A 16,853-nucleotide genomic window follows, 5' to 3' on the forward strand; every position below is an offset into this window, starting at 1 on the left:
GGATCACCGCCCCGAGGCATCGTTAGGCGCACAAAAAGTTGTGAGTTTAAGGCGTTTGACCGCTTTGGAGGCCATTCGTGCAGCCGAACGCAGCAAAGAGATGCCGCCAACGACAACGACGAACAGGCTGTGCACCTGAAAAAGCACCCGCATCACAGATCGCCGACGAACGGGAAAATGGCCACTATCGTTTCGAAAATACGGGGGAGCAGACCGGGAACGTGAGGCATGACGGACTCCTTGACGCGTTGGAAAGACGACGGTTTTCTACGTCCGACGACGGGAGAGGTATCTGCGGACGTCGTTTCGTTGGAAGGAGTGTCGCATTGCCCCGCGCCCTTGAAAACTTGTACAAATCGCAGCAGACGGGGCGCGAATATTGGGAAAATTTCACGAAGTGATATATTCCCCCGGCACTTGAAGGGACATTATGAAAACAGAGATCTTCTACGCCCTCTATCTGATTGCCATCGTGACCGAGGCCATGTCGGGCGCGATCATGGGCATGCAGCGCGGCATGGACCGCTTCGGGCTCGCCTTTATCGGCATGGTGACGGCGCTGGGCGGTGGCACCATCCGCGACGTGCTGTTCGGTCGTCATCCACTGGTCTGGATCGCCCACCCGGAGTATCTGCTGCTCACGCTGGGGGCCGCGACGCTGACCTCGATCATCGCGCGCCACGTGCACCGGCTGCGCATGACCTTCATCACCGTCGACGCCATCGGGCTCGCCGCCTTCACCATTCTGGGCTGCGACATCGGTATGACCGTGAGCACCAGTCCGGTCATTGTCGTGCTGGCCGGGGTACTTACGGGAATTGGCGGCGGCATGCTGCGTGACCTGCTCTGCGGTCAGGTGCCGCTCGTGCTGCGCCGGGAGATGTATGCGAGCGTGGCGTGCATCGCGGGCGCGATGTACGTCGTCATGCTGCGCCTGGGGGTCGAGAACGGCATTGCGACCGGTATTTGCTTCGCCGCCGGCTTCATTATCCGGATGCTGGCCGTGTGGTTCGGCTGGCGCTTCCGCACGTTCGAGAACGAAGCACCGGCCGAGCCGATGCATTGACGAGCCGTTATTCCCGGCTCGTCAATGCGGTAGGGCGTTATCGCTCGCTCTCGCTTAGCGATCCGCTCTCAACTGCGCACGTTCGTCCGGCGTGAGCAACGACATGGCACGCGGGCTGAGATCGGCACCGTGGCCGACGATCTGCACCCGATTTCGACGGTCGTAAGCGCTCGACTGCGAGCCGGCGCCGGTAGCACTCCCGTCGTCCTGCGTGCCCCCCGCTCCCGTGCCGCGCTCCGTCGGACCCGCCGCGTTGCTCAACATCCGCACAGTGAAGATCGACGGCGTGTTCTGGCGCTGCGCCGCCCGGTCTCGCGCCACGGCGTCCTGCGCGGCGGTGGCTGCCTGCGCCGCCGTTGCACTGGCGTTGGTGAGGGCTCCTACATTGACCGCCGCGATCACCGGCAGGCCCGTCGACTTGCCCTGCACCTGCACGTTGGCCGCATTGACCACGGCAAGCGCCGCAAAGTTGACGTTGCCCGACACGCGAATCCCGGCCTCACCGGCGTCGATCGTGCCCAGCGGCGCCACGAGATCCACATCGCCCGGCCTGACCTCGGGGATCGGATTGAGCGTGGCGATACCCGCCCCCGAACTCGGCACGTTCGGCGAGAGCGTGACATTGCCCCATGCGTCATACACCCGCCTGGGCGGCGTGTACAGCACGGTGGTCTTCGCGCCCCGCCCCGCATTGATGTCGCCCTCGGCCGACCAGCCCTGAATCGCCCCGCCGAAGGTCGTCATCACCCGCGACAAGCCAAGCAGGATACTGCCCTCGCTATAGATCCGGATGTCGCCCTCGCCCTGCGTCAGCACCCCCGCAGGCACCGTCGTCGCCGAGACGGACGGGGTCACGCCTTCCACCCCGAGCGTCGTCTGTCCGCCCGGCACGAGCAATTCGATATTGCCGCCCGCGATCGTGCGCACGCCACCGTTGGTCGACAAGCCCTGGAACAGCGTCAGCCCGCCGCTTCGCGAGATCGGCTCGCCGTTGGCAGCCGTCTCGGGGAACAGGGTGGCAATCGCTTCGCGGCCTCGCAAATAGCTGCCGTAGCGCTTGCCCGAAACGTCGTTGTACTCGCGGCCCGCCGCAAGCAATTCCGCGTAATAGACCTGCCGCACGAACACGCGCTGCTGCTCGCCGGGCAGCGTCAGGAACCACGCCAGCGCCTGCGCCCCGCCCGCGCCCGTATAGCCGAATCGCGATTGCAGCCAGACGAGGAGTTCGGCGTCGTAGGTTTTCGCGACCTTGCCCGTCTGATCTGCCAGCGGCTGCGCAGCGTCGGCGAGATTGGCCGGATCGAAGTAACGCTGGGCAAACGCCGCCACGTCGGTTTGTCCTAAGCCCGGCTTACCCGCGCCCAGCCCGGCCTGTACCGCAATGCTGGCTCCCGGACGCGCGTCGCCCGGCACGAGCGGCCCAAGGCTCGTGAAGTTGGCGGTATTGCCCAGATAGATGTCGCCGCCCGCCGACACTTCAAACGTGCCGGGCCCCGTCACGGTGAAGCCCGTACTGTTCGCGCCCTGATAGAAAATGTTGCCCCCGGCGGCCAGCATCGAGACATCGGACTCGCGCGTCTGGTTGATCAGCCCGCTGCTGTTCACAATGTCGCCACCTGCGACCAATTGCACGGGCTTGGACGCCCAATAGTAAGTGGCGTTGGCACCGTTCCCATTGAAGAAGGTCTTGATCTGCCCGACATTGACGCTCTGAATGTCGCCGGTCAGCGCATAGATCCGCGAGATCGTGCTGTTACCGTCGGCACTGGTGTCGGTGAGCGTGTTCGGACCAAACATCACGAGACCGCCGCCCTGCCCGAGGTATTTGCCGTAGCCAAGGTTGTACGACGAGGAATAGATGATCTCGTTCGAGGTGTTGTCGAAATCGATACCGCCGTTCCAGTAGTTGGACGCCTGCCCGGTCTGCCATCCCGGTTGTTGCGGCGTGGCAAGCGACGACAGCGACGTGCCGAGCGCACCGAACGTGCCCGAAATATTGCTGACGTTGTTTGACGAAACGCCCGAGACGTTATCTTTGGCGAGAAACTGAAAGTTGCCGTCGGGAGACGGCATGAGGTAGTCCGCAGACTGCCGGGGAGCAAAGTAGATACTGCCGCCTGCGGCCGTCACATCGAGGATCGGCGGAAGATAAAGGGTGGTGCTGCTCTCCGAGCTTGTGTTACCCAGCGGCGACGCGTTTCCGCCTGCGGAGAACAACGAGAGGCGCGTGTCGTTCTGCCACAGCGTGAACCAGCTCGCCGCGTTGGTACTCACGCCGCCGAGCGATGCCTGCGTCTGAACACGTTCCTCGGCACGCCCCGGATCGATGACCTTACCCATGACGAGATCGCCCAGCGCCTGCAACGTGACCGAACCGTCGCCCGGCGCCACGCTCGCGCCGTCCCGGCTAAATGCTGCGTACGCCTTATGGCTGCTGAGACCTCGCGGGTCCTGCAACTGCGCAACGCCATAGTCGCGCAGTTGAATCAAACCGATGTTGCCGTCCGCCGTTACAGTGGTATCGCCGCGCAGATCGGAATACAGACCGCCGTAGAGGTTTCCTCCCGCGGCCACGTTCAGCACACCACCGCCGGTCTGCACGATGCCTGCGTCAGTCACGCGGCCCGAACCGCCTACGGCAACCACGATATTGCGTTTCGACGTCGGATCGTCCGTCCCGATGTTGCCGCCGGCGCGCACGTTGACCGCGCCGCCACCGAGCGCGCCCATGCCCGAGAATGCCGCCAACCCCAACGCGCCCGAACTGACGCTGCCGTCAAGCGCGTAGGTGCCGAAATTGATCCCCCACGCCGTGCTCTGCCCCAGCGCCGCCCCCCCCTGACGAAGCACCCATGTACCCACCATTTCCGAGTTGGGTTCCTGCCAGCCGAGGATGTCGCCCCCTGCCGAGAGCGTGAAGTTGCCGCCGTCCTGCGTGTACCACATGCGCTGCGCATTGAGCGTAGCTTCGTACGCCGCACGGGCCGTCACGTTATTGCCGAGATAGGTGCCGTCGGAGGCAAGCGCACGCGGCGCGTTCCATTGGGTGCCGGCCCCGGTTCCCGCCACCGAGGTGCCTGCCGTATAGACCCCGAACGGCGATAGCTGCCGATAGTCGCCCGCCGCGAAGAGTTCCAGATCCCCCGTGCCGGTCCGCACGACGCTGATGCCCGCCGCAGGCGTTCCGCGCCCCTTGCCGAGGACATTGACGGTGAACGGGTCGTTGAGCACGATGTCGCCGCCCTGCGCCGTGCCAAGCACGGCGCGCGAATCTGCACTCGTCAGGTCGCTGCCTCCCACCATGCGCATCGACCACGACAGCGTACCGGGATCGAGCATCGGCGCAATTGCCCAGATCGGCCGATCGCCCACCTGCGCGTCCCCAGTCGATACATACATTCCCGTAGGCAGTACCGAACCCTGTGCGACATCGAGCGGCGCGGCGAGCGTGTAGTTCTTGATCGGCGCGATCGACACGCCAGCCGGCCAGACCGTGGCCGCGACTTTCATCACATACGCCCCGGCGTCGCTGAACTGAATCGCGTTCATGCCCGCCTTGAGAATCGTGCCGGGCGGCAGCAGCATGTTGTTCACCGTCGTCCCGACAATGCCCACCAGCGTCGAGGTGTTTGTCCCGGCCGCAATGCGATACCCGCCCGCACCGACGACCGTGCCGTTCTTCATGGTGTAGCCGGCCGGAAGAATGATGTCCGCCGTTGTCACCACGCCGGACTTCAGGCGGTTGGACGAGATCGAAGACCCGCCGAGCACGACATCGATGGGCAGATGCGCCGTGTCCGAGAGATAAAGTTGCGTGCCGGTGGCGACGCTGAGACTGAAATTCAACGTGCCGGTCGTGGGCAGCTTCGTACCTACGCCTAGCGTCATGCCGCCTGCGGCCACTGTATAGGGACCGGTAAGCGTGACGGCAGACAGTACGGTTTGAAACACCGCGCCGTCCGGCGACGACACCGGGGTGCCGAATCCGTCCGTGACACTGCCGTTGATCTTCAGATCGCCCCCTGCGCGCAGCACCAGCACACCCGGTTCCCCCGAGCCTCGCACGCCCGAGATGACGCCCGGCCCGTAGCGGTACCCCGCCAGATCGAGATCGCCTCGCGTGTTGATGTCCGACGTGCTCGTGATTGCCACGCCCGGGCGCAAGTGGAACGCGTCTCCATAGGCGGCGAGCCCCGCGAGACGCGACTGCAACGACGCATTGCCCCAGGCATTGTCGATGAACTGGCGGCTGCGCGCGTCGATCTGCGCGAGCCCCGCTACGCCGTCTGCGCCGATCGGACGCCCGGCGGCATCGCCGTTGTCTTGCGTTACCGTGCCGTTCGCATCTGTCGGCGTGTAGGTCCAGAAGCCGTTCACGGCGATGCTGCGTGCGCCGCGAATATCGGGCGGTGCCGACGCGTCGATTCGAATGTCGCCACTCGTCTCATCGGTCCGTGGCGCGTTGATATCCAACTGCCCGCGCGCCACGCCATCGGGCGAGCGCATGTCGAAACGCGCGCCGCCGCCCAGACGTACGGTGCCCGAGGTCGAAGTGAGTGCAATGTTCGCGCGGTTCGACGCGTCGACAGCGGCCCCCTGGCTGTCGGTCACGAGCGACGTGGCATGCGCATCGAGCACGGCGCTGCCCGCAAGCGTCACGTCGCCCAGCGCCGAGAGAATGATCGATCCCGGCGTGGCGCCCGACGCATCGATTGTGCCGACGACATTCAGGCTGCCGTTGTCGGTGGCAATGCTGATGTTGGTCGCACGAACGCCGTCGCCCACAGTGAGATCACCGTGACGCAACCGGAAACTGCGCGACGCGAAGAAGCCGGCATCACTGAGCGTTTGATTGAGCGCCGAGAAGCCCGCGTTGGACAGACTTCCCGAATCAAGCGAGAACTGACCGCTCGTCTGTCCTTGTCCCGAAGTCCCTGACAACGTGCCGCCGACCAGCACCTGCCCCTGTGGCGCGCTCAGACTCACCGAGCCAGCGGCGGCATGTGCCGCCGAAACATCGATCACCGACCCGGATTGCAACGTCACATCGCCATTCGCGCTCGCGAGCAGCACCTTGCCGCCCCAACTCGGTTGCGTAACGTCGAAGAATGTCGTATCTCGCCCGGCCAGATCGAGACGCGCCGCAGCACCGAGCGTAATCGTGCCGTCGGCCGCCACGGAGAGCTTCCCGCTGGGCAGCGCGAGGGCGGTGTCGATGGTCACGGACTTTGCGTTGAAGGCGAGCGACGCGCCCAGATCGTTCTGGGTATCCGTCGACGAAGGACTCACGCCCGACGGCGCAGTGACAACGATGTTGCCGCCGGCGTTGTAAGTCATCGACGCGCCGGGCTTGCCGGTGACAAGCGGCGTGACGAGGTTCAGATCGCCACCGCTGCGCGTGCCGTTCGCCGCCTGTGTGCCGCCCACGCTCAGCGTCCCAAGATGGTTCGCCGTCACCTTTTCGGACGCCTGCAACGTCACCCCCGAAAAACCGAGCGCCAGCCTGTCGAGGGGGGTCTGGCTCTGCGGCTGGCTCAGGTCGTCATAACCGAATTCGATAGTGCGCGCATCGATAATGAGCTTGCCCGCACCGGTTCCCGGGCCGCCCGCCACCACGGCGGCAGGGGCCTGCGAGCTGAACGGATTGGTTGCCGTGCCCGCCCCGGTGGCCACGCCGTTCCACAGAAAGTTCGCGGTGGACAGACGCACGACATCGGTGCTGCTGCCCAGACCGTAAAAGGCTGGCGAATTGAACACCATCTGCACCGGCGAGTCGCCGGTATCGAGTGTGGCCGAGCCGAAGAAGTTGAACGCCCCGCCAGCGGTCAGCGTCAGCCGCTGGAGCGCGGGCAATCCCGAAGTTGCCGACGGACGCAGCAGCTTGTCGAGTACCGCTTGCGACAACTGCCATCCGGCGGGCAACACGCCTGCGTTGCCGGCAGCGCTCATGGCCGCTGAATCGCCGATGTTGATCTGATTCTGGGAAACGGTGAGATAGCGTGCACCGAGGTTCACGTTCCCCAGCGACAGATTGTTCGGCGCGGCGAAGGCGATCGTGCCTTGCGTCAGGAGCGACGCACCGTCGCCCACACTCACACTGCCGATCCCGTCGGACGGCAGGAAGTCCAGCCAGCCGTTGCCGACCGCCAGCAGGCCGGGGTGATAACCGAGGTTCTGGCCCGCGATCAGGCCCGTGGCATAAACGTAGCCGTAGCGCGAGTCGATCACATTGTCCGAGAAGCCGCGCGTATCGATGGTGGCGCCGGCCTCCACCGTCACGTTATTGCCAACCAGAAACACCTGCCCCGCGCGCAGCGAGGCACCGCTGCGCACCGTCACGCCGTTGTAGATCAGGCCGTCGTTGCCGAAGAACAGGCGTGCACTGTCGCCCAATGTGCTTTGACCGTCGAAGTAGGTCCAGTAGCCGCCCAGCCCGAGTGATGGCGCAGCAAATGCGTTCAGGTCCCGGTCCACCAGCGAAACCATGCCTGGGGTAGGTGCTGCGCCCGGCGAGCGGATCTCAATGACCGACTGACCGCCCGTGATGAAGAGCGCGCCCTCCACACCGGTCACCGCAGGCGTCGTCGCGCCGTCGAAACGCACGGTGCCCGCAAAGTTCAGCGCCTCGCCGGGCGTGGTCGCCGGCATGAAGCTCACGTTCAGAAGCTTGCCGTCTTCGGGCAGACGCGAGCGCACAGTGCCGAACTGCGCGGACTGTGCCAGCAGGAACTGGCTGAACGTCGTTTCGTTGAATTGCGAGAACTTGCGCACGGCGCCGCCGGGTGTGACGATCAGGCGCGTGAGTTGAGTGTCCAACTGCCCGGTGCCTGCCGTGCCCTGCACACCGGTTGTCATCCACGAGCCGTCGCCGGTCGCCATGACGGGCACGCGAGTCCCTTGCCGCAGCGGCACCGATCCCGCCAGTTCCACGCGGTATGCCCCCGGCATCAAGGCAAAGCTGGACGGCATCAGCGTATAGGTGCCCGCAGGCAGCCCGGGCACGCCATCGCCAATGGTGATCTGCTTGCCGATGGCGGGGTCGCCCGCGCCCTTGTCTAGCACCACGGGCGCATATGCTCCCTGGTAGCTCGGCACAATCGCGTAGACCTGATCGCTCGCCTTGCTGTAAGTGTTGGCGGCCGGGTTCGCGTTCACGAGCGGCGTGTTCAGAACGTTGACCGAACCCCCTCGCCCCGAGACGAAGCCCTCGCCTTGCAGCGTGCCGCCGCCCGACAAATCGATGACGGCGCCGGACTCCCCGATGAAATGGGCCGCGCCGATGTTTACCCCCGAGACGAGCACACGCGTATCGCCGGCCTTCCCCCCACTCGTGTCGCCGCGCGAGACGAAGGTGTCGGCGAGGTTGTACTGCGTCGCGTATCGGCCACCAATGTTCACGCCGCGATATGTCACCCCGTCGGACGTACCGCCATACGGCATGTCGAGGCCGGCTGCGCTGGCCGAGGTAAGACTGCCGCTGCGCAGAATCACCGTGGGATCCGTCTGCGTGGCGTTGAGCGTGCCATCCTGTCCCAACAGCAGCACGCTCGTCCAATCGGCGCCGAGATTGCCGCCCGTGGTGTTCAACGAGACGACCCCGAGCGGCGCACGTACAACGCCCCCCTGATCGACCGTACCGCCCATCAGAATCAATTGCCCGAAGACGGAGTAAGGCACATCGGGCACGACACCGCCATTCGAGCGGATGGTCAGATGGCTGTCGGGCGCGATGCCCGTGAACCGGTCGCCGGCCACCACCGCCGCGTAGGCGGAAGACACCGGATAGATCTGCGCCGCCGTCAGATTGATATTGCCTTGTGAGTTGAGGCCGCCCGCCAGCCGGATATCGCCGGTGCTCACCAGGGAGAGGTCGGCGAAACCGTCCTGCGCGAACCACTGCGTAGGCACGGTAGTGCCGCCAATACTGCCTAACCCTTGCCACGCCTGCGCCCCCGACACCACACGGCCGGCCACATCGATGAGGTTCGCCGAGAACGTCAGCGCACTGTTCCCTGCCGATGCCTGCCCGGCGCGCAGGCTGAAGATGCCCGGAACGAATGTGTCGCCAAAAATAGTGGGGGCACTCCACGACCCACCGTCGAGGCGAATGTATGGGGCGGCAATCCGCACTTGTGCGTCGGGCGTCTGGCCCGATACCGTCAGCAAGCCGCCCTTGAGGTTCACACTGCCCGCCAGCGACAGATTCAGATCGCCCTGGAAGACGAAACGGTCGTTCGTGGAGAGCACAAGATTGTCGAATCCCCCGCGGGTCAACCGATCCACGCCGATCACGGCCTGACCATACTGAGGATCGCTCCCCGTCGTGTCCGGCGGCGGCGCGGTCTGTACGAGCGTGATGTCGTGCAGGTTTCCGATCTGCGCAGGCAAGCCGGCCGTCCCGACATAGGAACGGGTGTCGAAATAAACCCCCAGCGTGCCGCCCTGTGCACCGGCATTGGCAGCGCCGGCTTCGGCACGCAACGTGCCGTCGAGCACGAAGCCGTTGTTCGAATGCAGCGCGATGTTGCCACCATTGCCGGCCAGCGTAACAAGATCCGGCGCGCCAGACGCGGCCGAACCTGCGTTGCGATCGACGCGGGCCGACGCGCCCGAAGCGTCGAGCACAGCGCCCGGGCGTATCACCAGAAACGCGTCGCTGGGATTGACGGTGATGCTGCCACCGTTCGGCGCCACACCATAGGCGCGCCCTTGCGCATCGTAGGCCACGTAGGCACGCGCCGCGACATCGAGTCGCGCGTCGTCGCCGATGACGATCGAGCGCGCCGGGACATTCGAATATCCGGTCCCGGCGCTCTGACCCGTGGCCGCCAGCGTGAGGCTGCCGCCCCAGGCGTTGAGCGTGCCGCCGATCGTCATCTGCCCTTCGCTGGTCAGGCCGATCGACTGCTTCGGATCGACCGTGATCGTCGCGCCGTGGCCGATCGTAAGGGGCGCCGTGGCCGGCGATCCATCGTAACCGGCACTCAGCGCCAGACTTGCACCGCCGCGCTGCGTGAGCGTTGCACTCAGCGGGTTCTCGCTGTAGACGGGCGGCGTCCACACGGAGAAGAGGGCGGCCGGTCGGCTGCCCGTCACCGATGCGCGCGCGATGTCGGGGTCGGCGCGAAGCACCGGCATCGTCACATCGAGCGTGGTGCCATCGGCCACCGTGAGACCGTCGTGCGCGTTCACGACATAGTTGGAGAAGCCTGTTTGGAAGCGTGCCGGATCAAGGTGCAATGACGGCGGCGGATTCACCCCGCCAGTCGTCGCAGCCACGTCCGTCACCGGCCCGATGAGGATCGTGCCGCCCGATTGCACATTGAGCGTTCCGCCTCCCGTCACCCCGTAAGCACGCACATCTCCCAGCCAGGTCAGACGCCCCGGCGTCGACAGACTGTTGATGCTGTATCCGGCATTCAACGTGACGTCGCCGCCCGCGCCGCCATCGATGGTGGCATTCGCGCGCATGACGCCGCCGGAGGATACATCGATCAGCGTGCCGGCGCCGACGTTCACATCGCCGGTACTTTTCATCGTCACGTCGCCCCCGTTGACGAAGGGCAATGCCGAGGTCGTGCTGCCGTCGAGGGCGAGATTGGTCCATAGCCCCGACGTATCGAGACGAACGCCGTCTGCAACCGTGACGTTGCCCAGACCATTCGCAGGAGTTAGCGAACCTTCGACGCGCGCACCGCTCTGCGCCACCGTACTCACGACATTGCCAAGGGAGATGGCCCCACCGTGCGCGACGAGATCGGCGCCAATGCCGACTTGCGGCGCGTACAGCGCGATCGTGCCGCCCGGCCCAACGCTGAGCGTGCCCTCGACACGAAGCGTATCGTTCGCGGCGGCCCGAATCGCGCCCAGCCCGAAGCGGCTCACATATTGGCTATCGAGGGCAATCGTGGTGTTGGGGTCATTCGCGCTGTCGTTGGCCGCCGGGGCGTCGCCAGTGAAGACGATAGTTCGGGCGACCGGCGAGAGATTGTAGAAAACGCCCGTTGCCCCCAGGGTCGGGGAACTGTTGGACGCCGACTGATAGCTGCCGAGAATCAGTTCCGCGCCGCGCGGCGCAGCTTGCTGGGCCTGTGCATAGCCGTCTGCGATGGTGGCATCGGCGCCCTTCACCTGCGTCGGCCCCTGATAGGTCGCGGCGACGACATCGCCCGCCATCGTCGCCGTCGGTGTCGACACGACAAGACGCCCTGCATCGCGGCCCACCGTATAACCGTTTTGCAGCACACGCTGCGGCGCGATGATCGGGTTTGCGTAGGACTCCGTCGTCGTGGTGCCCCAACGCGGATGCTGGACTTCGAAGCCGGTGTAGACGCTGGTGTACGTTATTCCGGCAGGGGCCGAATTCGCGTTGTAGATCTGGCCGTCCGCACCGCGTAGCCAAGTTTGATTCAGAAAGCCTGTCTGCACATCGAGCGAGCCGCCGGACACGTTGATGACCGAACCGGCCTGCGTCACGGCGTTGCCGCCCGCGAGCGTGACCGTACCGCCCTGCGCGGCCCATTCGCCAATGCCATGCGCCTGATTCGCCAGGTAGCCGCCGACTTCGAGCAAACCGCCCGGGGTGTACCAGCGCTCGTTCGCGTAGCCCCCCACAGAGGCCGGAACATAGACCAGACGGCGGCGATCGATCCAGACATTTGCGTTATTCAACGCGGCGTTATCGCGGTTGCCCGGCGCGTCGCGTTGCTCGTTGCCCTGCACGTTCACCTTGACGTTGTTGCTGTCCATCGACAGCGACACGCCGACCGCACCCGACACATCGAGTTGCGCACGGTTCGCCACGAAACTGCGGCCCGTCGCACTCACGGCAATCTGTCCGCCCGTGGCCAGCGTGAGCGAATCGCTCTGGAATTCCACGTTGCCACCGCTCACGATCTCGACGCGCGACTGGTCTCGGCGGTCGTCAAGGCGAGACAGGTTGTCGAACATCCCTGCGGCGCTCTGACGCCGGATGAGATCCTGTGCCGCGCCGTCCTGAATCAGTGCCGTGCGCTGGCTGTCGAGGGCGGTGGCGCCGCTGTCGCTGATGAGCACCGACGTGAGCGCCCCGCTGCCCAGCGTCACCTTGCCCTGCGTGTCGCTCGCCGAGTTCAGCAAGTGGATCGTGCCGCGCGTGTTCACCGTCGTGGTCGACACCGCCGTGCCTAGCTGCTGAACGTCGCGGCCCGCCAGCGTAATGTCGCCTTCCGACGCCATCAACAAGCCCGTATTGACCACCTTGCCCGCCGTGCTCTGCGCAACGAACTGCGGCGAGATTTCGTTGCCGCGCGTGGTCGATGCCGTATTCGCATCCGTGCCGACGCCCTTGCGAATCACGAAGCTATCACCCGCGGCGAGCGCCACCTGCCCTTGCGGGGTGACGATGGCGCCCGCATTACTCACCTGGTTGCCCAGCAGCAGCACATAGCCGCCGCCCTGCGTCACCGACGTCGGCGTGCGGGTCGTGATGTTCGCACCCGCCTGCACTTCGACCTTGCCCAGCGCATCGGTGAAGCTCGGTGTCGTGCCGTTCGCCCCGTAAATCCCACCGGTCTGGAACTGCGCGTCGCTCATGCGCGCCGCCGCCACCACCAGATTGCGCGTATCGACCTGACTCGTCCCACCGAAGATCACACCGTTGCGGTTCAGGATCAGCACTGTGCCGTCGCCGTGAATCTGCCCCTGAATCTGGCTCGGACGTGCATTCGGATCATTCACGCGATTGAGCGCCGCCCAATCGCTTTGCTGTGCGAAGTTCACCGACGTATTGCGCCCGACGTTGAACGTCTCCCAGTTCAGGATTGCCTTGTCGGCCGTTTGCGCAATGTTGACGTTGGTTTTGCCGTTGGCGCTCGTTTGCGTGGGCGCCTGCGCGTTGATCCAGCCTTTGGTCAGGCTGTTCGTGTCGACCTTCAGGCCGCCCTCGCTCAGACCGTCGGGAATCGTCGCATCCGTATTGCCAGCCGCCGCACGCGCATTGGCCTGCGCGGCCTGCATCGCGGCAATGTTCTGCGCCGCCGTGCCCAGATTCGCAATCGAGCGCTGCAACTGCGCGTTCGCCTGTTGCTGCTGCGCCGACGGGTCCATGAGCGACGTGACCGGCATGCCGTTGGGCAGGCGTCCCGTCTGCGACGCTGTGGCCTGTGCCGCGCCTCGCGCGGCGAACCACGCGTTGCTGAACGCTTGCTGTGCGTGGGCGCTGTGCCACACACCGCTGGTGGCCAGCGCCACGGCAACGGCCTGCATGATCGGTGAAACCGGTGAGACGCGCCGCCGCGCCGGAGGTGAGTGACGACGTCGATGGCTCGTTGCTGCGCCCTGGTGCCCGCGTGTGTTCATCTGGAATTCAGCCTGTGGTGGATGCGTCCTCCTAAAGACACGGGGGCTGCACGAAAACCACCAACTTTTTTGAAACCGTTCGAACCGGACCGCGCGACGTCTCTCACGAGAAGCCGCCGCAATATCTCAACTCAGAATCAGCACTCCACCGGGCAATGCACGTGACGTCAAACCGAACGACCGCTCAATCTGCAACAGCGCCTCGTTCAGGATCGCGATGGAGAAGCGGCCACTCACGGGATCTTGCCGGCGCGAGTCGGCCAACAACACGACACGCCCCGGACGATAGCGATTGATCTCTTCGATGACCTTCACAAGCGGCGTCTGGCGGAACACCAACTCGCCGCGCCGCCAGGCCGACACGGCCGCCGGCTCGACGCTCATGACGCCGCCGATGGCGTCGTCGCGATAAATGGTCTGCTCACGCGCCGCCAGCCGGCGCTCACCGGCAGGATGCTGCACGCGTACCGAACCCTCGAGACAGCTTACGCAAACGCGCCCATCGAGATAGCGCACCTCAAAGCGGCCCGAGTCGGCGATGCTGCGCCCTGCGCCGGCCGCGACCGCGAACGGCTCGCGCGCCGACGCCAGATCGACCGCCAATTCGCCGGCCAGCAGGCGCAGCCCATCAGCCACGCCGTCGCTCGCTTGCCGCCGCACGCTCGTCTGAGTATTGAGCGCCACATTGACGTGCCCGGCCAGCACAATATCGCGCTGCTCGCCGGTCGCCGTGCGATAGTCCGCCATCCATGTCGCCGCCGACGGCCAGAGGCCGAAAGGCGGATACACGGCGGCGACACCAGCCACCGCCGCTGCGCTCAACCCTGCGCCGAGAAGCGCACGACGCCCGGCGTGCACGCTGCCCGCCCCGGCGCCTTGCCGATCGCCGCGCACCAAACGCCGATGGTGCGCGGCCGCATCGGCATCCGTGCGCAACCATTCGCCGATCGCCGGCCGCATGGCATGCCATTGACGCTTCGCGTCGTCGAACGCCTCGGCGTGGGCTGCACTCGTACTCTGCCAGCGACGGAACGCATGCAGATCGGCCTGTCGTACGTCACCACCGGCCAGACGGGCGAGCCAGATCCGCGCCTCCTTGAGAAGCGCGTCGTCCCGATCCATCGGATCACGCGTTGTCTGGGATATCGTCATGGCCTTGCGTCCGCACTTGCGAGTCGATCGCGTCACACCGAATGGCGAGCCGCACCGAAATATTTTTGGTCTTCATAGAGATGACATGTTTCACGGCACGTTTCCGCCACCTTTTTTTGCGGGACCGTGACGTCTCGCCATCTGTTCCGCGCAAAAGTCCTGCGCACGCCGAAGTTCGTGCTCGACAACGCTCACCGATACGCCCAGTCGCGCCGCCACGTCCTTCTGCGACATCCCTTCCCAGCGCACCAGCAGCAGCACGTCCCGGCGACGCTCGGGCAACCGCTGAATCAGCCGCATGAGCATTTCCATCTCGGCACGCGCCTGCGCCGTCTGCTCCGGCCCCGGCGTCGGGTCGGCCACCTCGAGGATTTCGTCGATTTCGCTGGCGCTCGCGTGCTGACTGTTGCTGCGCAGATGATTGATGGCGATGTTCGTCGCCATGCGCAGCAGAAAGCCGTGCGGATTCAGTACGGTTTCCTGATCTTCCAGTCGCGTGAGCCGCAGCCAGGTGTCGTGCAGCGCATCTTCGGCCAGCTCCGGACTGCGCAACGAGCGCACGAGATGCCGTTTGAGATCGCCATAGCGCTTCGACAGATAGGCCATCAGGGCCAGCCGGACTTCCTCCGTCATGACGGGCGGGCTCCGGCACGGCATACCGGGCCGCCGTTCGACTCAGGCAGAATCAGCATGGCGAAGGGCTGCGGCAGATCGGGCGACGGCGGCTGCGACACCCGCACCCGCGAGAGCGTGTCGACGAGCGTAGCGCCCATCGGCGTCTCGCCCGTCTCGGAGAGCACGCGGACATCAACCACGCGCCCGTCCGGCGCCACCCGAAAACGCAGCAGCGCGCGATAGCGGCTCTTGGCTGTGCGGGCGTTGGTGCAGATCGCTTGCCAGATTTCCGTTTGCACCAGAGCGTCGTAACCGGCCAGCCTTGCCGTCGCGTCTCGCTCGCGCCCCTCACTCTCCAGTGCTTGCCCGGTAGCCGGCACCAGTACGAAGGTCGTAACGTCGTGACTGCTGGCCGTCTCCACGGCAAGCCCCGTGCCGTCGACCAGACGCCGCAACGCCTCCAGCGCGGTATAGCGGCCGGAGACGGGCGACGCGGTACGTCCGGCGACCAGTGCGCTGCTGAACAGTGCCGAACGTCCGGAAACGGTGGAGAACAATTCCAGTGCCATGTCGAGGGGTTGCGCGGGGATATCGAACGTATACCGTCGGTCGCCGGCCCCCGCGGTCGCCTGCGTCGGAGCCGTCTGTGCCTGTGCTCGCACGGCCCCGGATGCGCCAAGAAAACTCAAGCCGCACATGACGCCTGCCAGCACAAGCGCGCCGGCCAATGGCGGATTGCCTGTCATCTCGATGGGACGATCGTCGGAGTTCTAAGAAGGCCTCAAGCCGCTGTCTCGCCTGCAATGTCGTTGAATATTGTGAATTTTCAGTGACAAACGACATTCTTGCGGGACGGCGGCCGTCTTTCCGACAGCGGGATTTCGCCGGGTTCCGTACGCGGCAATCGCCACCGGCGACGAACCGGAAGGGCCCGTCAGACCTCGGCTTGCGTGCAAGACGGTGACGCCGAACCCGCAACGGGCGCGGCAGCGCGCCTGACCGGACGGCGTGCTTCGCTGATTCCGCCGCACGCCTGCCGCCCGGTCTGCGCGGCGCAGTAGTCGAGTGTCTGGCGCAGCAGCGTGTCGACTTTGCGCAACGACAAGCCGTGCCGCGCGGCCACTTCCTCGCGTGTCAGGTCGTCGACGCGCAACTCCATCAGCACGCGCCGGTGGTGGCCCGACATTGCCTCCAACGCACGAGCGAGCGCCGCCAGCTCCGAGCGGGCACCCGCGACCGCCTCGGGCCCCGGCCCGCGATCCGGCAGCACGTCGAACACGTCGTTCTCGTCGGCAAGCGACGCCCACATGCTGCGCCCGCGCATCTGATCGACGGCCAGGTTGTAAGCCATCCGAAACACATAAGTCTCGGCACTATGCACGGCGTCGGGCAGCGTTGCACTGCCCAGACGCACCCACGCCTCATGCAGGCTGTCGCTGGCCGTGTCGGAACAGCCGATCCGGCGCGACAAACGCCGCAGCAGGCGGTCGTAGTTCGACTCCAGACACTCCCGCAGCATCTGGGTCGCCGCGCTTGCCCGGTCGCCCTCGCTGCCGTCCTGTACTTTGGCCATGGCGACGGCGACGTTGCTTCTTGTGCTCATTTCCACGTCGACGCCCCCCAAGCCCTGCTTTCCCCGTGTGACTTCTGCGCGAACATTGTGTCCCCCCGATACCCATGA

At 65.5% G+C, this 16,853-nt stretch carries 6 protein-coding genes; 1 reads left to right on the forward strand and 5 read right to left on the reverse strand.

Going from position 1 to position 16,853, the window contains the following annotated elements; translation table 11 throughout:
* Positions 1-430 precede the first annotated feature (430 nt).
* On the forward strand, positions 431-1,066 hold the full coding sequence (locus AT395_RS17860; RefSeq protein ID WP_042112065.1) for a trimeric intracellular cation channel family protein: 636 nt from the start codon (positions 431-433) through the stop codon (positions 1,064-1,066).
* Positions 1,067-1,120: 54 nt separating this feature from the next.
* Here AT395_RS17860 and AT395_RS17865 read toward each other — a convergent pair whose 3' ends face one another.
* The 5 genes from AT395_RS17865 to AT395_RS17885 all read right to left on the reverse strand — a co-directional run bounded on the left by AT395_RS17865 (position 1,121) and on the right by AT395_RS17885 (position 16,775).
* Positions 1,121-13,312 carry a filamentous haemagglutinin family protein gene (locus AT395_RS17865; protein ID WP_058375230.1) on the reverse strand — a complete coding sequence of 4,064 codons (12,192 nt, stop codon included), beginning with the start codon at positions 13,310-13,312 and terminating at the stop codon, positions 1,121-1,123.
* A gap of 219 nt (positions 13,313-13,531) precedes the next feature.
* The gene (locus tag AT395_RS17870; protein WP_042112069.1) at positions 13,532-14,557 is read right to left on the reverse strand and encodes a FecR family protein; all 1,026 of its coding nucleotides are present in this window, start codon (positions 14,555-14,557) and stop codon (positions 13,532-13,534) included.
* Between the two features lie 90 nt (positions 14,558-14,647).
* Complete coding sequence (locus AT395_RS17875; RefSeq protein ID WP_042112071.1) at positions 14,648-15,190, reverse strand: RNA polymerase sigma factor; 543 nt, start codon at positions 15,188-15,190, stop codon at positions 14,648-14,650.
* Positions 15,187-15,918, reverse strand: a complete 732-nt coding sequence (locus AT395_RS17880) for a hypothetical protein (RefSeq protein WP_048627545.1) — start codon at positions 15,916-15,918, stop codon at positions 15,187-15,189. The genes AT395_RS17875 and AT395_RS17880 overlap by 4 nt, the downstream gene beginning before the upstream one ends.
* A 188-nt stretch (positions 15,919-16,106) precedes the next feature.
* Positions 16,107-16,775 (reverse strand): RNA polymerase sigma factor, encoded by a 669-nt coding sequence (locus tag AT395_RS17885; protein ID WP_124988726.1) that lies wholly within the window; start codon positions 16,773-16,775, stop codon positions 16,107-16,109.
* Between the last annotated feature and the right edge of the window lie 78 nt (positions 16,776-16,853).

It is taken from the genome of Pandoraea apista (assembly GCF_001465595.2).
GTDB classification, from domain to species: domain Bacteria; phylum Pseudomonadota; class Gammaproteobacteria; order Burkholderiales; family Burkholderiaceae; genus Pandoraea; species Pandoraea apista.